General features: G+C 69.7%; 14 protein-coding genes. 7 read left to right on the top strand and 7 right to left on the bottom strand.

The annotated features are described in order from the left end of the window. The 4 genes from D7X32_RS35895 to fabI all read right to left on the bottom strand — a co-directional run. Window positions 1-905: CheR family methyltransferase (locus tag D7X32_RS35895; RefSeq protein WP_244239367.1), on the bottom strand; the 905-nt coding region annotated here is incomplete at its 3' end. Then, a complete protein-coding gene (locus D7X32_RS35890; RefSeq protein WP_120607044.1) occupies window positions 902-1,768 on the bottom strand; it encodes a response regulator in 867 nt (288 codons plus the stop codon). The genes D7X32_RS35890 and D7X32_RS35895, both read right to left, overlap by 4 nt. 4 nt (window positions 1,769-1,772) lie before the next feature. Next, a complete protein-coding gene (locus D7X32_RS35885; RefSeq protein WP_120551025.1) occupies window positions 1,773-2,150 on the bottom strand; it encodes a response regulator in 378 nt (125 codons plus the stop codon). A gap of 161 nt (window positions 2,151-2,311) precedes the next feature. Beyond that, window positions 2,312-3,145, bottom strand: a complete 834-nt coding sequence (gene fabI / locus D7X32_RS35880) for an enoyl-ACP reductase FabI (RefSeq protein ID WP_120607043.1) — start codon at window positions 3,143-3,145, stop codon at window positions 2,312-2,314. A gap of 308 nt (window positions 3,146-3,453) precedes the next feature. On the opposite strand from fabI, the gene D7X32_RS35875 reads away from it, so the two are divergent. From D7X32_RS35875 to D7X32_RS35865, 3 genes are all read left to right on the top strand, one after another. Then, a complete protein-coding gene (locus tag D7X32_RS35875) occupies window positions 3,454-6,339 on the top strand; it encodes a 2-oxoglutarate dehydrogenase E1 component (protein WP_120607042.1) in 2,886 nt (961 codons plus the stop codon). Continuing rightward, window positions 6,329-7,546, top strand: coding sequence for a 2-oxoglutarate dehydrogenase complex dihydrolipoyllysine-residue succinyltransferase (odhB, locus tag D7X32_RS35870; RefSeq protein WP_120607041.1), 1,218 nt, complete (start codon window positions 6,329-6,331; stop codon window positions 7,544-7,546). The genes D7X32_RS35875 and odhB overlap by 11 nt, the downstream gene beginning before the upstream one ends. Window positions 7,547-7,710: 164 nt before the next feature. Next, window positions 7,711-7,914, top strand: a complete 204-nt coding sequence (locus tag D7X32_RS35865; protein ID WP_014397260.1) for a cold-shock protein — start codon at window positions 7,711-7,713, stop codon at window positions 7,912-7,914. A 104-nt stretch (window positions 7,915-8,018) separates the two neighbouring features. Here the strand turns inward: D7X32_RS35865 and D7X32_RS35860 are convergent, their stop codons facing one another. After that, a complete protein-coding gene (locus D7X32_RS35860; RefSeq protein WP_120607040.1) occupies window positions 8,019-10,238 on the bottom strand; it encodes a S9 family peptidase in 2,220 nt (739 codons plus the stop codon). A 118-nt stretch (window positions 10,239-10,356) separates the two neighbouring features. Here D7X32_RS35860 and D7X32_RS35855 point away from each other — a divergent pair, with 118 nt between their 5' ends. The 3 genes from D7X32_RS35855 (at window position 10,357) to D7X32_RS35845 (ending at window position 13,270) form a co-directional block, all read left to right on the top strand. Continuing rightward, a complete protein-coding gene (locus D7X32_RS35855) occupies window positions 10,357-11,136 on the top strand; it encodes a UPF0489 family protein (RefSeq protein WP_120607039.1) in 780 nt (259 codons plus the stop codon). Window positions 11,137-11,342: 206 nt separating this feature from the next. Next, window positions 11,343-12,674 (top strand): AHH domain-containing protein, encoded by a 1,332-nt coding sequence (locus D7X32_RS35850; protein WP_120607038.1) that lies wholly within the window; start codon window positions 11,343-11,345, stop codon window positions 12,672-12,674. Window positions 12,675-12,688: 14 nt separating this feature from the next. Further along, window positions 12,689-13,270 carry an imm11 family protein gene (locus D7X32_RS35845; protein ID WP_120607037.1) on the top strand — a complete coding sequence of 194 codons (582 nt, stop codon included), beginning with the start codon at window positions 12,689-12,691 and terminating at the stop codon, window positions 13,268-13,270. A 59-nt stretch (window positions 13,271-13,329) separates the two neighbouring features. On the opposite strand, the gene D7X32_RS35840 is transcribed toward D7X32_RS35845, so the two are convergent. Next, the gene (locus D7X32_RS35840; RefSeq protein WP_244239368.1) at window positions 13,330-15,048 is read right to left on the bottom strand and encodes a BamA/TamA family outer membrane protein; all 1,719 of its coding nucleotides are present in this window, start codon (window positions 15,046-15,048) and stop codon (window positions 13,330-13,332) included. Window positions 15,049-15,351: 303 nt separating this feature from the next. Next, window positions 15,352-16,221 carry a cobalamin-binding protein gene (locus D7X32_RS35835; RefSeq protein WP_120607035.1) on the bottom strand — a complete coding sequence of 290 codons (870 nt, stop codon included), beginning with the start codon at window positions 16,219-16,221 and terminating at the stop codon, window positions 15,352-15,354. 287 nt (window positions 16,222-16,508) lie between these two features. Here D7X32_RS35835 and D7X32_RS35830 point away from each other — a divergent pair. Then, on the top strand, window positions 16,509-17,744 hold a 1,236-nt coding region (locus tag D7X32_RS35830; RefSeq protein ID WP_147450398.1), incomplete at its 3' end, for a serine/threonine-protein kinase.

Below are 17,744 nucleotides of genomic sequence, written 5' to 3'. Positions count from 1 at the left end.
GGCAGGGCGGGCATCGGCGCGGACAGCCGCCGGGGCGTGGGCGTCATGCGCGGCATGGCCACGGGCAGCGCCGCGGGCAGCTGCGCGAAGGTGCGCTCCTCCAGGCGGGGCTTGCGGAAGGCCTGCAGCTCCGGAGGCCCCTCGCGCGTGAGCCCCGGCGGCGCGCGGTCCACCTCCACCGTGCCCAGGAACATCAGGCCCCCCGGCGCCAGGGCCCGAGCCAGGTGGACGATGGCCGCGTCGCGCGCGGATGAAGAGAAGTACGTGAGCACGTTGCGGCAGAGGATGAAGTCGAACAGCCCGAAGCGCTCCGGCAGCGGCGCCAGCAGGTTCGCCGGAGCAAAGCGCGTCACCTTGCGCACCTCCGGGAGGATGGAGACCTGACGCCCGTTGTGGAGCTCATAGACGGGGTGCAGCGCGGGGGCGGATTCGCGCCGGGACCACGCGCCGTAGGTGCCGCGCCGCGCGGCCTCCAGGCTGGCCTCGTGCAGGTCCGTGCCCACCACCTCCAGCGGCATCCCCGCGGGCGCGCACGCCAGCAGACACGCGGCCAGCGAATAGGCCTCCTCGCCGGTGGCGCACCCGGCGCTCCAGGCGCGCAGGTGCATGGCGCCGTGGCGCAGCGCGGACGGGATGCCCTGCTGCGTGATGTAGCGGAAGTGCTCCGGCTGGCGGAAGAAGTACGTCTCCCCCACCAGCACCGCGCGCACCAGCGTGTAGGCCAGGGGCGACCCCAGCTGCTGCAGCTCGCTCAGGACCTCCGTGGGCACGCGCCCCCGGGCCAGCTCCGCCCGCAAGACGCGCTCCACCGCCTCCTGGGCGATGGCGTCGTCCCGGAAGCCGGTGGTGTCCGCCACCACTTCCCGGGCACGGGCCAGAAGCCTCGGGTCGAGCCCCGCACTCATGCGCTCCGCTCTTCCTCCACCGGCGCGAGCAGCGCGGGCAGGTCGCGCAGGAGTCCCCGCGCGATGAAGACCTTCGGATCCAGGATGGGCAGCGCGCGGCCGCCGGCGCGCAGCATGCCCACGAGCCCTTCCCGCAACAGGCCGTGCTCGGCGCCGCCCACCTTCTCGCGCCGGTCGATGTCGCTCGCCTGGAACTCCTCCGGGTCCTTCACCGTGTCCACGGTGAGCGCCAGCGACACGCCGTCGGCTTCGATGACCACCAGCATCCGCTCCGCGAGGGGCACCCCGTGCTCCACGCCCAGCCGCAGCGCCACGTCCAGCACGCACACCGCCTGGCCGCGCAGCTCCACGTATTCGCGCAGGTAGGAAGGACCGGTGGGCAAGGGCCGCGTCAACGGCTGGAGCAGGACCTCCTTCACGGAGTCCAGCGGCACGGCGAACTCGCGCTCGCCCACGTGGAGCCGCAGCACCAGCAGGGCCCCGGACCGCGAGCGGCGCCGCGCGTTCTCCAGCGCCTCGCCCACGCGGGCCAGCAGTTCATCCGCGCGGAAGGGCTTGGGCAGGAACGCCTCCGCGCCCAGCCCCAGGCACGCCTCCGCGCGCTGCTTCTCCGAAGAGATGATGATGACCGGGATGTGCGCCGTGCCCGTGTCCGCCTTCATCCGCTGGAGGACTTCGTCCCCGTCCATCTCCGGCATGGACAGGTCCAGCAGCACCGCCGCCGGATGAAGCCGCCCCACCTTGTCCAGCGCCTCACGGCCGTTGCTGGCCGTGTGGATGGTGTAGTGCCCGGAGAGGATGGCCCGCTCCAGCGCCAGGATGGCGTCGCTGTCATCGACCAGCAGCAGGGTCGGCAGGCTCACGGTTTCAGCCCCCGTTCAGGAACTGGCGCACGGTCTTGGTCAGCTCGTCGTGCGACACCGGTTTCTGGATGAAGGCGTTGGCCCCCGCCGCCGAACCGCGCTGGCGCAGGTCCTCGCCCTTCTCCGCCGTCAGGAGGATGACCGGCACCTTCTGCACCTGCGCCTGAGCGCTGGCGCGCACCTCCTTCACGAAGGTGATGCCGTCCATGTTCGGCATGTTGATGTCGGCGATCACCACGCTCACCGGCACCAACCGCAAGAGCTGCAGCGCGCGCTGCGCGTCCTCCGCCTCCACGATGCTGACCTTGAGGTTCATCAGGTAGATCTTGAGGATGTTGCGGACGGTGGGGCTGTCGTCCACCAGCAAGACGTTGGTGCTCACTGTGCCACGGCTCCTCGCACAGGCTCCGCGGGGTGCGGAGATGTCCTGCGCTGCATGGGTGATCCTACCGTGAGCGATCCAATCGGCGGAAGCGGGGGGCCCCCGTCCGCCGGGAAGCCTGGCAGGCGAATGTCTGGATTTTCAGACAAGGTTGGATGGCTTCAGCCTTCCTTGGGCGTGGGGTTCGTTGGGACCCCTTCCGGCGGTGCTTCCACGGTCTCTACTGGGGGTGCGCCCACCGCGTGGTAGCCGCCGTCCACGTGAATCATCTCGCCGGTGGTGGACGACAGCCAATCGGACAGAAGTGCACAGGCCGTCTTCGCCACGTGGTCGTGGCTGTCCTTGTCGCTCCAGCCCAGCGGCGCCTGCTTGCCCCAGTACTGCGCCAGCGCCTTGAAGCCGGGGATGCCCTTGGCCGCGATGGTGGCCAGCGGACCCGCCGCGAGCGCGTTGACGCGGATGCCCTTGGGCCCCAGGTCGCGCGCCAGGTAGCGCACGGTGGCCTCCATGGCCGCCTTGCACACGCCCATCCAGTCATAGATGGGCCACGCCTGCCGGTTGTCGAAGTCCAGCGCCACGATGGAGCCGCCCGGCGGCATCAGCGGCGCGCACGCCACCGCCAGCTCCTTCACGGAGAAGGTGGAGATGCGGAACGCGGTCTGCGCGCTCTCCCACGGCGTGTTGAGGAAGTTGCCGCCCAGCGCGTCCTCGGGCGCGAACGCGATGGCGTGCAGCACGCCGTCCACGCGGCCCCATTTCTGGCGCAGCGCCTCCGTCAGCGCCGGAAAGTGCGCCGGGTTCGTCACGTCCAGCTCCAGCACCTCCGTGCCGGGCTTGAGCCGCTTCGCGCTGCGCTCGGTGAGGGACTTCGCCCGGCCAAAGCCGGTGAGGATGACCTCGGCGCCCTGCGCGATCGCGTGCTCCGCGACGCCAAAGGCCAACGACTGCGGGGTCAGCACGCCGGTGATGAGCAGCTTCTTGCCCTGGAGGAGCATGTCGGTACGTTCTCGGTTGGAGAGGAAAGGGGGGCGTGTGCTTACCACTCCTGAACCGCGCTGGGGGCCCCCGGACCCCGTGTCTCTTCCGCCCCGGATGTACGTCTGTTCAGCATGCCCAGGGGCCTGGCCCCTCCTTTGAGCTCCTCCCAGCAAGGGAAATCCGGCGCTCGGTGAAGCTGGCCTCACGCAGCGCATGACTCCAGCTGCTCCCTTGAGCGAAGACAGGCAGCCGGGCATGACGCGCTTCAACAAACCTGACCCGAAAACCCCCCAACGCGGCGCCCATCCAGTAAAAGACCCCCGCCATGGCGAATTTCCAGGACAGCTTCCTCTCTGGTGCCAACATCGACTTCATCGAGGGGCTCTACGCCCGCTTCCTCGATGACCCCGGCAGCGTGGACGCGAGCTGGCGAGAGGTGTTCGAGCGCAACAACGGCACGGGCCGCCCCATCTTCAACGCGAAGCAGCTGGAGGCTCCCGCCCCCGCCGCTCCGGAAGGCAAGGGCAAGGGCAAGGCGAACGGCACCGCCGTGCAGGCCCCGGCCGCCGCCGCGCCCCAGGCGCCGGTCGCTCCGGCGCAGGACATCGGGCTGCAGTCGAAGGTGGATCAGGCCATCACCGCCTTCCGGCTGCGCGGCCACCTGCGCGCGCGGCTGGATCCGCTGGACCGTCCGCGCCCGCAGCTGGGCCACGTGGCGGACGTCGCGCTGATGGACGAGAACCACTTCGCGCCGAAGGAGCTGGAGCAGGCGGTGGAGTGCAACAACGTCTTCCCGCAGCAGCGCGTGCGCCTGGCGGACCTGGTCACGCGCCTGCGCCGCACGTACTCCGGCCACATCGGCGTGGAGTTCATGCAGATGCTCGACAGCGAGCGCCGCCGCTGGCTCATGCAGCGCATGGAGCACAGCGACAACCGCACGCCGTTCTCCGTGGAGGAGCAGCGGCACATCCTCACCAAGCTGTCGTACGCGGAGGGCTTCGAGAACTTCCTGCACACGAAGTACGTGGGCGCCAAGCGCTTCAGCCTGGACGGCGGCGAGTCGCTCATCCCCATGCTGGACGCGCTGCTGGAAGTGGGCAGCGGCATGGGCCTGAAGGAGCTGGTCATCGGCATGGCCCACCGCGGCCGCCTCAACGTGCTGACCAACATCCTGGGCAAGAAGCCGGATCAGATCTTCAGCGAGTTCGACGGCCCCAAGGACCCCAAGGCGTACCTGGGCCGCGGCGACGTGAAGTACCACATGGGTTTCTCGTCGGACCACACCACGCGCGCCGGCAAGAACGTGCACCTGTCGCTGGCCTTCAACCCCAGCCACCTGGAGTGCGTGGGCCCCGTGGTGGAGGGCCGCGTGCGCGCCAAGCAGGACCGCGGCGGGGACACCGAGCGCACCGGCGTGATGCCGCTGCTCATCCACGGCGACGCGGCGTTCATCGGCCAGGGCGTCACCCAGGAGACGCTCAACTTCTCCGGCCTCAAGGGCTACACGACGGGCGGCACGGTCCACGTCGTCATCAACAACCAGGTCGGCTTCACCACCGACCCGTCGGACTCGCGCTCCAGCATCTACTCCACCGCCATCGCGCAGATGCTGGACATCCCGGTGTTCCACGTGAACGGGGATGACCCGGAGGCGTGCGTCCACGTGGCGCGGCTCGTGGCGGAGTACCGCCAGACGTTCAAGAGCGACGTGGTCGTGGACCTCATCTGCTACCGCCGCTACGGCCACAACGAGGGCGACGACCCGTCCTTCACCCAGCCGGCGATGTACGACCTCATCCGCAAGCACCCGCCGGTGCGCGCGCTGTACGCGAAGTCGCTGGCGGAGGCCGGCCGCATCAGCGCGGAGGAGTCGGACGCACTCAAGCAGCGCTGCTTCCAGGACTTCGACGCGGCGCTCACCCGCGCCCGCCAGGAGAGCCAGTTCAAGGAGCCCAACGCGCTGGAAGGCCTGTGGCAGCCCTACAAGGGCGGCCTGCTGAAGAACGCGCCCAAGGTGTCCACGGCGGTGGCCAAGGCCTCCTTGCGTGACGCGCTCCAGAAGCTGGCCAGCGCGCCGGAGGGCTTCAACGTGCACCGCGACGTGGAGCGCACGGTCCTCAAGAAGCGCCAGGGCATGCTGGAGAGCGAGGAGCTCCAGTGGAGCGAGGGCGAGTCGCTGGCGTACGCGACGCTCCTGTCGGAGGGCTACGGCATCCGCCTGTCCGGCCAGGACAGCGAACGCGGCACCTTCAGCCACCGCCACGCGGTGCTGCACGACACGCAGACGGGCGCGGAGTACGTGCCCCTGCGCCAGTTCGCCACCGGCAAGGCGACCTTCAACGTCTGGAACAGCCCCCTGTCGGAGATGGGCGTGCTGGGCTTCGACTACGGCTACAGCCTGGACGTGCCGGACGGCCTCACCCTGTGGGAGGCCCAGTTCGGTGACTTCGCCAACGGCGCGCAGATCATCATCGACCAGTTCATCGCCGCGGCGGAGAGCAAGTGGCGCCGGCTGAGCGCCATCACGCTGCTCCTGCCGCACGGCTACGAAGGCCAGGGCCCGGAGCACTCCAGCGCGCGCCTGGAGCGCTTCCTGGACCTGTGCGCCGAGGACAACCTCCAGGTCTGCTACCCCACCACGCCCGCGCAGATCTTCCACCTGCTGCGCCGCCAGGTGCTGCGCCCCGTGCGCAAGCCGCTGGTCATCATGTCGCCCAAGAGCCTGCTGCGCCGTCCGGAGGCCACCAGCCGCATGGACGAGCTGGCCACGGGCGCGTTCCAGGAAGTCATCCTGGACGCGAAGGCGGACGCCGCGAAGGTGAAGCGGCTGCTCTTGTGCAGCGGCAAGGTGTACTACGACCTGGCCAAGGCCCGGGACGAGCGCAAGGACGACTCCATCGCCATCGTGCGGGTGGAGCAGCTCTACCCGTTCCCGCAGGACGAGCTTTCGAACCTGGTGGCGAAGCTGCCGGCGCTCCAGGAGCTGTACTGGGTGCAGGAGGAGCCGCGCAACGCGGGCGGCTGGCACTTCATGTTCCCCCGCCTGCACGACCTGCTGTCCGGCCGTTCGCAGCAGCAGACGGTGAAGCTGGGCTACATCGGGCGCGCCGAGGCCGCCAGCCCCGCCACCGGTTTCACGAAGACGCACGATTACGAGCAGCAGCTCATCATCGAAGAAGCCATCCTCCGAGGACCCCAGAATGGCCGTTGAACTGAAAGTCCCCCCGCTCGGCGAATCCATCACCGAGGCCGTCGTCGGCAAGTGGAACAAGAAGCAGGGTGAGTCTGTCACCGCGGACGAGCCGCTCGTCGTGCTGGAGACCGACAAGGTCACCATCGACGTGCCGTCTCCCGCCGCGGGCAGCATCGCGGCCATCGCCTTCAAGGAGGGCGACAAGGTCCGCGTGGGTGACGTGCTGGGCACCATCGAGGCCGGTGCCGGCGCTGGCGCCTCTCCCGCGGCCGCCGCCGCGACGCCCGCGCCCGCCCAGGCCGCGGCGCCGGTGTCCGCGGCTCCGGCCCAGGCCGCCAGCGACGCGCGCATCACCCCCACCGCCAAGAAGATGGCGGAGGAGAACCGGGTGGACGTGGGCCAGCTGAAGGGCTCCGGCACCGGTGGCCGCATCATGAAGGAGGACGTGCAGGGTCAGCTGAACCGCCCGGCCGCTCCGTCCACGCCCCCGGCCCCCGCCGCGCCGTCCGGTCCCCGTCCCAACGCCGCGCGCGAGGAGCGCGTGCGCATGACGCCGCTGCGCAAGCGCGTCGCGGAGCGCCTGCTCCAGGCCCAGTCCAACGCCGCCCTGCTGACCACCTTCAACGAGGTGGACATGGGCGAGGTGATGGCGCTGCGCAAGAAGTACAACGACAAGTTCCAGGCGAAGCACGGGGTGAAGCTCGGGTTCATGAGCTTCTTCATCCGCGCGTCCGTGGAGGCCCTCAAGGCGTTCCCGCAGATCAACGCGGAGATCGACGGCGAGGACGTCATCTTCAAGCACTACTACGACATCGGCGTGGCCGTGAGCGGCAGCCGTGGCCTGGTGGTGCCGGTGGTGCGTGACGCGGACAAGCTGTCGCTCGCGGACCTGGAGAAGACGGTCGGTGACTACGGCGGCCGTGCGCGCAACGACAAGCTCACGATGTCGGACCTCACGGGCGGCACGTTCACCATCACCAACGGCGGCATCTTCGGCTCCATGCTGTCCACGCCCATCCTGAACCCGCCGCAGACGGGCATCCTGGGCATGCACAACATCGTGGACCGCCCCGTGGCCCGCGACGGCCAGGTGGTCATCCGGCCCATCATGTACATCGCCCTCACGTACGACCACCGCCTGGTGGACGGCCGGGAAGCGGTGCAGTTCCTGGTGCGCGTGAAGGAGTGCATCGAGGACCCCGAGCGCCTGCTGCTCGACATCTGACTTACTCCCCCGCACATGACACCGCGGGGGCGTAAGACGGGCATTCCCGGTGGGCCGGCTGGACTTCCAGTCGGCCCTTTCACTACAAATAGCCCTGTCTCCCCGGTCGTCGGGCAGAACGGGCGGCCTTCCCCACGGCTGCCCTGCAAACGCAAGGAAGCGCAATGGCAACTGGTACCGTGAAGTGGTTCAACGACGCGAAGGGCTTCGGCTTCATCACCCAGGACGGCGGCGGCGAGGACGTGTTCTGCCACCACACCGCCATCAACATGGATGGGTTCCGCACCCTGGCCGAGGGCCAGAAGGTGGAGTTCGAAGTCACCAAGGGCCCGAAGGGCCTGCAGGCGCAGAACGTCCGCGCGGCGTGAAGTGACGCGTCTCAGCCATTCCTCACGGACTGGTTGAAGCAACAGAGGCCCGGCCCCCTTGAGGGAACCGGGCCTCTGCCTTTTCCAGGCGTGGGTGCGCCGCCCTACTTCAGGTTCTGTTCGAAGTGGGCGATGACGCGCTCGTACTGGCGCTCGGTGATGAGCGGATCCGGCACCATGTGCGTGAGGCCGGACAGGGGCAGCAGCTGGTGCGGCTTGCCCGCGCGGAACAGCGCGTCCGACAGCTTCAGCGTGTGGAAGAAGTAGACGTTGTCGTCCGCGGTGCCGTGGATGAGCAGCAGCGCGCCAATGGGACTGTCCTTCTTCGCGTACGTCAGCAGGCTGCTGACCTCATAGGCCTGGGGCGTCTCCTCGGGCAGGCCCAGGTAGCGCTCGGTGTAGTGCGTGTCGTAGTCGCGCCAGTCCACCACCGGGGCGCCGGACACCGCGGCCTTGAAGAAGTCCGGGCGCTTCAGCGCGGCCAGCGCGGCCATGTAGCCGCCGAAGCTCCAGCCGGTGATCCCCACGCGGCTCAGGTCCATCTCCGGCACTTCCTTCGCCAGCGCCTGCACCGCTTCAATCTGATCATCCAGGGTGATGGTGGCGAAGTCGTTCTTCACCGCGCGGTTCCACTCGGAGGTGCGCAGCGGCGTGCCGCGGCCGTCCACCTTCACCACCAGGAAGCCGTGGTCCGCGAACCACTGGCTGAGCAGGTGCGCGGACATGGACTGGTGTACCACGGTGACCGTGGGCCCCGCGTAGACCTCCACGATGACGGGCAGCTTGGTGCCGGGCTTGAAGTTCCGGGGCTTCACCAGCGAGGTCCAGAACTTCTTCGCGCCCACCTGGCGGATCTCGAAGTTCGGCGTGAAGGACGGCTCCTGCGCCACCTCCGGCAGCTCGCCCAGCTTCGTGCCGTCGCCCTTGAGGACCACGGTGCGCGGCATGCTCTTGGGGCCCTGGGTGTTGAGGACCACGAGCCCGCCGTTCTTGGAGACGAGCCCGCCCTCCACGGCCGGGCCGCTGGTGCCGGTGGCCACCTGCTCCGGAGCGCCGCCGGCCTTCACGCGCCACAGGTGGCTCTCCGTGGGGTTCGGGCCGCCGGTGAAGAACAGCGTCTTGTCCGCCTGGACGAAGCGCGCCAGGTTGCGGTAGCCCGCGTCCGGCTTCACCACGGAGCGGTCCAGCTCACCGCTCGCCTTGCGCAGCTCCACCTCCGGGCCGCCGTTGCGCTCGGTGTACCAGAGGAAGCCGGAGCCATCCTCCAGCCACAGCGGGAAGTCCTGGGCCAGCTCCACCCAGGCGTTGTCCTTCTCCGTGAGGAGGACGCGCGTCTTGCCCGTGGCCGGGTCCACCGCGAGCACCTGCTCCTCCGTCTGAAGGCGGTTCTGCACCACGAGGGTCAGCGGCCCACCCTTGTCCCACTTCACGGTGGCCAGGTACGGGTACTTCTGCGCGTCCCACTGCGCCCACACCGTCTTGCCGCCGGTGACGGGCGTGACGCCCAGGCGCACCTTGGCGTTGGCCTTGCCGGGGCGGGGGTACGGGAAGATCTCCCCGCCCTTCTCCGGGTGCATCACGTCCACGATGGTGAGCTTCTCCACGTCGGCCGTGTCGGACTCCGTGTACGCGATGGACTTCGCGTCCGGGCTCCACCAGTAGCCGGAGAAGCGGCTCATCTCCTCCTGTGCGACGAACTCCGCCAGGCCGTGCGTCTTCTGCGCGGTGCCGCCCTGCGTGACGCGCTTCTCCTGGTTGGCGGCCAGGTCCACCCGGTACACGTCGTGCTCGCGCACGTACGCCACCTGCTTGCCGTCCGGAGACAGGCGCGGGTCGATGACGCCGGGGCCCGTCTTCACCTCCGTGGACTTCCCCGTCGCGCGGTCCACGACGTAGAGGCGGCCGGAGAGGGGCACCAGCAGCTGGGTGCCGTCCTCGGAGAGGTTGTAGGAGGTGAAGCCCCGGGCGCTCACGCGCATGCGCTCGCGGCGGGCCTTCTCCTCGGGGGACAGCGTCTCCTCGGTGCCCTTGAGGAGGGCTTCCGGGGTGAGGAGCTCACGCGCCTGGCCGCTGGCCACGTCGAACGCGTAGAGCATCTGCACGTTGGACGTGGGGGACGTGCGCAGGAAGAGGACGGACTGCTCGTCCGGCGTGATGCGCGTACCCACCGGGCGGCCGCTCTGGAAGCGGCGCGTTTCGGCGTACTGGCGCAGGAAGGTGTCCGGCTGCTTTTGCGAAGGGGCCATGGTGGAGGGCTTGCGCTCCTGGGCAAGGGAAGGTGCGCTCATGAGGAGAAGCGCGGCGGCGGTGAGGGCCTGACGCATGCGTAGTTGAATCCCCGCGCGAGGCGGGGCTCCTTTCGCGGGAAGGTGCGGGCAAGCCTACACTCCGGCCGCCGCGCGGCCCTCCCAACCTCCGGCCCTGGAGAGGATTCCCACCCCCATGAATCCGAATGATGACGACGCCCTGCGCCACCTGCGCCTCGCGGGGGTGGTGCGGCTGAGCCTGGGCGGAGGCCGTGGCCCGACGGATGCCTACGTGTTCGACCCGCACCGGCTCGCGCTGCCCGCGTGGGCCTGTGCCCTGGGCGACGCGGGCCCCCCTGCCCTGCTCGTCACGCTGGACCGGCACCTGGACATCGTGGTGCCCGAGCGCCCCGCCGACATGCCGGACCGCTCCGCCGGCCTGCGCGCGCTGGACGAGCACGCGCGGTGGCGCCTGGACGTGCGCAACTACGACCACATCATCGCGGCCATGGAGGCGAACCTCGTGGGCGACGCGTTGATCATCGCGCGCACCCGGCCCCGGGGTTCCTTCTCCGGCGACACCTACGTGGACACGCGCGGCCGGACCCACCGGCTGGTGACGGTGACGACCGTGGACCGCGCGGCGGAGGCGTACCTGCACCCCGGTCCCACGGACGCGGTGCGCGACGTGCTGGAGGCCGCGTCCGCCGTGCTGCTGGACGTGGACCTGGACTGCTTCACCAGCTTGAGCGACGCGGACCCCACCACCGTGCTGCCGTGGCCGAAGGCCGTCATCCGCGAGTTCCTCCTGCCCACCGACTCGGAGCCCTTCTGGGAGGCGGTGCTGGGCAAGTCGGTGGCACTGACGCTGGCGCGCGAGCCGCACCACTGCGGCGGACTGCTCGCGTCCGGCGAGCTGTTCCGCGACGTGGCGGAGGTGCTCTTCCGCGAGCTGCTGCGCGTCGAGCCGCCCTGAAAGCGCCCAGCAGGAGATGGACACCCGCTCGTTCCGCGGGAGCGCATCATCCAGGACAGGCAGGACGGCTACCTTGCTCGTATCGGCTGAGGAGCGCTGGTGAGAGCGGCGTTGCGTTTCATGCCGGGTAGAGTTCCTCCCCCATGACTCAGCCCCGCGTCCCGGGCAAACCTCACCGCCCTCGTGGATCCGCTGTCACTGTCTGGATGACGCACGCAGCCGTCATCGCGTGGATGCTGCTCGTGGGAACAGGCTGTGCGGCGTCCCGGAGCGTGCGGCTCAGCACGGGCCGAGGCCCCAGCCGTGTCCACACGCCGCAACGGGACGTCCGGCCCCCGGCGCTGGACGAAGCCGCCTTCGTGGCGACGGTCGCGGACCTCGCACGCACCGCGCCTGTTTCCACGCATCCGATGGACACAGCTCGGCGGCTGCTGGTGGCCTCCCTCTCATCACGTCCTTATGCCCATGTGCGTGGACACCTGGGGCTCATCTCCGTGCAGAAACCAGGACGAGGGCATCTCCGGCTCACCGATGCTCCCGAGGAGGAACTGACAGCGGCCTATGGCCGTTGGTGCAATCGCAAGGCGCTCTCCGGCGATTGCCTCCACCTCCTGGAGCTTGGGTCCACGCTGGACGAGGACGGCAAGCGCACGCTCGCCTTCTCCATCGCGTTGGATTCGGTGTGGGACGAGACGGAAGACGCGCTGCGAGGCATGACGGATCGCGAGGCGGTGCTCTCGATGATCGTCACGACCAGCGCCCTGTACCTGGGCCTGTGGCTGTTGCCGGAGCCGGTGTCCAAGGGTGTTGCCGCCACCCTGACGGCGGCGCTCATCGCCTACCTGGGCGTCGACACGGTGTGGAGCCTCATCCAGGGATGGATACAGCTCGCGGAAGCAGTGGCGGAGGCCACGACCTTCGACGCGCTCCGGGACGCGGGTGAGCAGTACGGCAGGGTGATGGGAGAGAACGCCGCGCGGGCCTTCGTCATGCTGGCCACGGCGGCGCTGGGCAGCACCGCGGAGACGCTGGCCGCGAAGGTGCCTACCCTGCCCGGTTCGGCACAGGCCTCACTCGTGGGCGTGGCGCAAGGAGGCTTCCGGCTTGGCGCTGTCGCACAGGTGGGGTCCGTGGCCGTGTCCACCACGGGAGACATCCTGCTCACGCTGGCACCGGGCGCAGCGGCGACGGGTGGGCCCGTGGACGTGCCTGGGCCGAAGCACCACATCGCGTCCGACAAGTTCAGCACGTCCACCGCGAACGGAGGCCCGTGGACGCCCCGCTACCAACAACTCTTCGACAAGGCGGGCATGTCCCTGAATGCCCCGGAGAACCAGGTTCACGTTCCGGGGCACAAGGGGCCACATCCGCAGGAGTACCACGAGGAGGTCTTCGAACGGCTGAGGCTCGCGACCAGCACATGCCGGACGATTCAGCAGTGCCGGGCCGACCTGACCGAGGCGCTGAGGATCCTCGCGAAGGAGCTCACCACGGAGAACACCTTGCTCAACAAGCTGGTCACCCGGGGTGGTGGATGAGTCAGGATGCCCGTGTGACGCCTCGGTACTTCAAGCTCACGGACGATGTGACGCTTCCCGGCCGATGGGAGCTTGGGACGCCCGTGGATGCCCAGGGGCAGGACCACGGTTCCTGGCTGTTCATGCAAGGCACTCCCGCGCGTGTGGAGGGGACGCTGCGCGTTCCGTCCTACGCGCGGGGAAGGGCGCTCGACTTCTCGCTCGCGGATGCGGGGGCGGTTCCTGTCGTTTCCCAGCGGGTCGCGGAGGTGCTGTCTCGACTGGCTCCCAGAGACGTGGAGCTGTTTCCGGTTGCGCTGGATGACACCCCGGACCCGTACCTCCTCGTCAACGTCGTGCGCGTCATGAAGTGCATCGACGACACCGCCTCAGGAGAGGTTCGTTACTGGATGCCGGAGGATGGAAGGCCCGAGCGGGTGGGCACCTATCAAGCGGTTCATCGGCTGCGCATCGACCCGGCCAGGGCCGGGGACGCGAAGGTCTTCCGCACCTGGGGCTGGCTCATCGCGCTCATCGTCTCCGAGGACATCAAGCTCGCGCTGGAAGCCATCGGCGCCACGGGAGTGCAGTTCAAGGACGTGTCCCCGCTCCGCTGATTCCGCGAGCTGCTGCGCGTCGAGCCGCCCTGAGGCTCAGGTGACGCCCGGGAGCCGCTTCAGGGCGAGTCGAGGAACGTCGGCCGGTAGTCCGTCACCTGCCCGCTGCTGAGCGACAGGCGGCTGCCCACGGGGGGACGGTCGCCGTTGAGCACGTAGCCGAAGTCGATGCGGAACGGGAACACGTTGAACTGGGGGAACAGCAGCCGCAGGCCCACGCCCACGGTGGTCACCATCTCCGGCCGCTTGTTGAACGCGCTGCCGGAGTCGAGGAAGACCACGCCACCCAGGTGCACCGTGCGCACGACGAGCGGCGCGGTGCGGTACTCCAGATTCACCAGCAAGAGCCGCTTGCCGGAGTACGCATCCACCGCCGAGCCGCGCAGGCCGTTGCTGCCACCCAAGAGGCTCACGCGCTCGGACAGGTCGTCGATGTTCACGTCCAGCAGGCCTCGCGCCACGAAGCGGCCCCCGAGCACGCGCGGCGACACCTGCACCAGCTCCGCGGCCCAGCGGCGGTTCGTCCAGCCCTCCTTCACGCCGGGCTGGTCGGCGCTGAGCTGCTGGCGGATGGACGCGGCCGCGGACGCGGTGGTGAGCGCGTCGCCCCAGTGCAAGCGGTAGCGCAGGGACAGCCCCCCTTGCGCGAAGTGCGCCGCGGACGGGAACACCGGGGGCGCGTAGCGCAGCGTGGCCACCACCGAGTGCCCCAGCTGGAAGTCCTCCGACAGCGTGAACGAGTCCACGTTGCGCAAGACGGCGTAGCGGGCTTCGAAGGCGCTGAGGGAGACGTTCGCGTAACCGGCGTCCTCCGCGCGCGGCAGGTAGTTGCGGCGGAACCAGTCCGTCTGCGCGTCGGTGAGCTGCGAGGCCACCGGCGCGGCATAGGCGTAGTGGTAGGCCCCCGCGCCCACGCCCACGTTCCACTTGTAGCGCTGGCCGTAGGAGCGCGTGTACGTGGCGCCCGCGGCCACCTCGCGCGTGTTGTAGATGTACGGCACGGGGTCCCCGTCCGGGAACGGGAGCTGCCAGATGTCCGCGCCCCGGAACTGGCGCGCGGTCTCCATGTTCCACGCCACGGACGTGCTCAGGCTCCACGGCGTGGCCAGCGCATACAGCGGCCGGCTGACGACGAGGCTTCCGCGCGAGCCCTCCGCGCGGCCCGTGTCGCGGTTGATGAGCACCGCGGCGGACTCCGTCAGCGACCACCGGCTGCCGAGCACGCGCTTGTCCGTGTAGCTCTGGCCGAAGCTGAACGTGTCCAGGCGCATGATGAAGTCCAGCGCCACCTTCTTGCCGCGCCCCAGGAAGTTCTGCTCCGTGCCCTGCAACCGCAGGTAGAGCAGCAGCGAGCCCACGGCGGAGAACTCGTTGTTGAGCCGCAGCGACCACAGGTCCTTGGTGACCAGCAGCAGCGCCACCTTGCCCGGCGCGCTGCCCTTCACCGGCACCGCGCGCACGACGGAGAACAGGCCCAGCTTGCGCAGGTTGCGCACCGACTCCGCGACGAGCGCCTCCGAGTACGGCTGCCCCGGCGCGATCAGCACCTCCTGGCGGACGATCTCGTCGCGGGTGCGGACGTGGAAGATGTTGAGCAGCGATGGATACGGATCCATCGGTGCGACCACCTCCTCCGCGGTGACGAGCACCTCCTCCAGCACCTGGCCTTCGGGGGCGGGCTCCACCTGGCGCTCGACCTCGCCCAGGCCCCAGGCGATGAGCGCGTCCTCGTAGTTCTTCGTGCGCTCGGCGTCCGTGGCGGCCGCGGGCGCCTGCATGCCCTCCGGTCCCACCGGGACCTGCTCAGCGCGAGGCGGCGCCGCGACCTCCGTGTTCGACACGCCAGATGGTTCGACGTCCGGCGAGCGCACGGGCGCATCCGGCGGAACCTCGTCCTCCGGCTTGCCGGAGCCTTCGGGCTCGGGCGACTGCGCGCCAGCGGCCTGGGCCATGGCGCCTTCCCAACGCGAAGGCGCTCCCGACGGCGTGCCCATCACGGTGAGCACGGTGACCAGCAGGACGGGCAATGGGAGCGGCACGCGCGCATCCTGTCATGCGCCGCCCTTGCCGCCAGCCTCCGCTCACACCAGCGCGGTGCGCAGATCTCCCGGCCGGGCCATGGGCAGCTTCTCCCCCTTCGCGACGGCCGCCACGATGCGGGCCAGCTGATCCACCCCGTCCGTCAGCGCCGCCGGCCCCGGCTGGAGGATGTAGCTGCTCCTCACCTCGTAGAGCTGGTCGTCCACCACCGCGCGCACGCTTTGCCAACCCGGCCGGGCGGCGATCTTCTCGCGCTTCGCCTTGCGCCCGCACCAGCTCGCGATGACGCCCTCCGGGTCGCGCTTCGCCACCTCCGCCGGGTCGAAGATGCGGCCCTTCGCGCCCTGCGACGCGCGCGACTCCTGGCACACGTCCACCCCGCCCACCACCTCCACCAGCTCCGAACACCAGCGGATGCCGGAGATGAGCGGCTCGTGCCACTCCTCGAAGAAGATGCGCGGCCGCCTCGGCAGGGACTGCGCCGCGTCCGAGTGACGCTCCAGGTTCTTCTCCAGCTCCACCGCCAGCGCCTCCGCCAGCTCCGCCCGCCCCACCAGCGCCCCGGTCAGCCGCACCGCCTGCAATATCTCCGCGAGCGAGCGCTGGTTGAACAGGTACACGGGCACCCCGCGCTTGCACAGCTCCCGGCCGATGTCCGCCTGCAGGTCGCTGAAGCCCAGCACCAGGTCCGGCTTGAGCTCCAATATCCGCTCGAAGTTCGCGTCCAGGAACGAGCTGACCCGGGGCTTCTTGCGCGCCTCCGGCGGCCGCACCGTGAACCCCGACACGCCGACGACCAGGTCCCCCGCGCCAATGCGGTAGAGCACCTCCGTCGTCTCCTCCGTCAGGCACACCACCCGCCGCGGATGGCGCGGCGCCGACGACAACAGCGCGGACAGCTGGGCGTTCATGCGGGAAACCCTAACCCGCCCGCGCCTGCTCCACCTGGGATGACGCGACGCACCAGTGCCCACGGACTGTGCGGCAACGGACGCTGATTTCCGCGTTTTCCAATCCACCCGGGGACACGGCAGCACGGGAAGTGCGGGAGTGCGAGCGCGTGGCGCGGGCCGGAAACTCGGGGCCCGCGCGCGGCGATGATAGCGGCACGTCTCTTGGGCGGTTTTCCAAGGCGGTGCTAGCATCCGCCGGGTCCGAAACGACGTATGCGGTCCTTCTCTTCGCCTTGGGGGAACACATGATCGAAAGCGAAGCCCCCCGCAAGGGCTCGCCCGCCGACGTGCCGGATCCCCTGCTCGGGCGGATCCTCAACGAGCGCTTCCGCATCCTGGAGACGCTTGGCGCCGGAGGCATGGGCCGCGTCTACAAGGCCATGCAGGCCCCCTTGGACCGCCTGGTGGCGCTCAAGGTCCTCAACCCGCAGTACAGCGGCGAGGGCAAGGACCCCGGCTTCCAGAAGCGCTTCTTCCTGGAGGCCAGCGTCACCGCGAAGCTGCGCCATCCGAACACCGTCACCGTCATCGACTACGGCAAGACGGAAGACGGCATCTACTACATCGCGATGGAGTACCTGGAGGGGCTGACGCTGTCGCAGCTGCTCACCCAGGAAGGCCCGCTGCCGTGGGAGCGCGCGCTCGCCATCGGGCAGCAGGTGGCCCGCTCGCTGCGCGAGGCGCACAAGGTCGGTCTCATCCACCGCGACCTCAAGCCCGCCAACGTGATGGTCCTCAACCAGGAAGCGGACCACGACGTGGTCAAGGTCCTGGACTTCGGCCTGGTGAAGTCCTTCGTGGGCGACGCCGCCATGAAGGAGGACACCACCCTCACGCAGGCGGGCGTCATCCTGGGCTCGCCGCAGTACATGGCGCCGGAGCAGGCGCGCAACATCGCGGATCCGCGCAGCGACGTGTACAGCCTGGGCGTGGTGCTCTACCAGGTGCTGATGGGCCGGCCGCCCTTCCAGGCGGCGCAGAGCATCGACGTCATCGTCAAGCACATCAACGACCCGCCGCCCCCCTTCCACACCGTGTGGCCGGACCACAACGTCCCCGCGGAGGTGGAGGCGCTGGTGATGAAGTGCCTGGCCAAGCGCCCCGTGGACCGCTACGCGTCCATGGACGCCGTGCTCCAGGGCATGCGCACCGCGGCCTCCGCGTCCGGCGTCAGCGGCGTCTTCGCCACGCGCACCGGCCTCAACGCGGTGGGCTCCGGCCCCCACAGCGGTCCGCACAGCGGCATCCACACCGGTTCCCACGCCGCGCTGGGCTCCGGCCCCACGCCCGCGCCCAACACCATGGCGCTGGACATCTCCGTGGACGAGGCCAGCGGCCTTCCGGAGAAGAAGTCCAACAAGGGCCTGGGCATCGCCCTCTTCGGGGTGTGCCTGCTGGTGGGGCTGGGCGCCGCGGGCGTCGTCGTGCTGCGCGGAACCCAGCAGCCCCCGGCGGAACCGGCCCCCTCCGTCCCCGTGGCG

This window comes from Corallococcus carmarthensis (genome assembly GCF_003611695.1).
Taxonomy (GTDB): domain Bacteria; phylum Myxococcota; class Myxococcia; order Myxococcales; family Myxococcaceae; genus Corallococcus; species Corallococcus carmarthensis.
The sequence above is the reverse complement of the archived record's forward strand: the minus strand, read 5'-3'. Positions and strand labels throughout refer to the sequence as shown.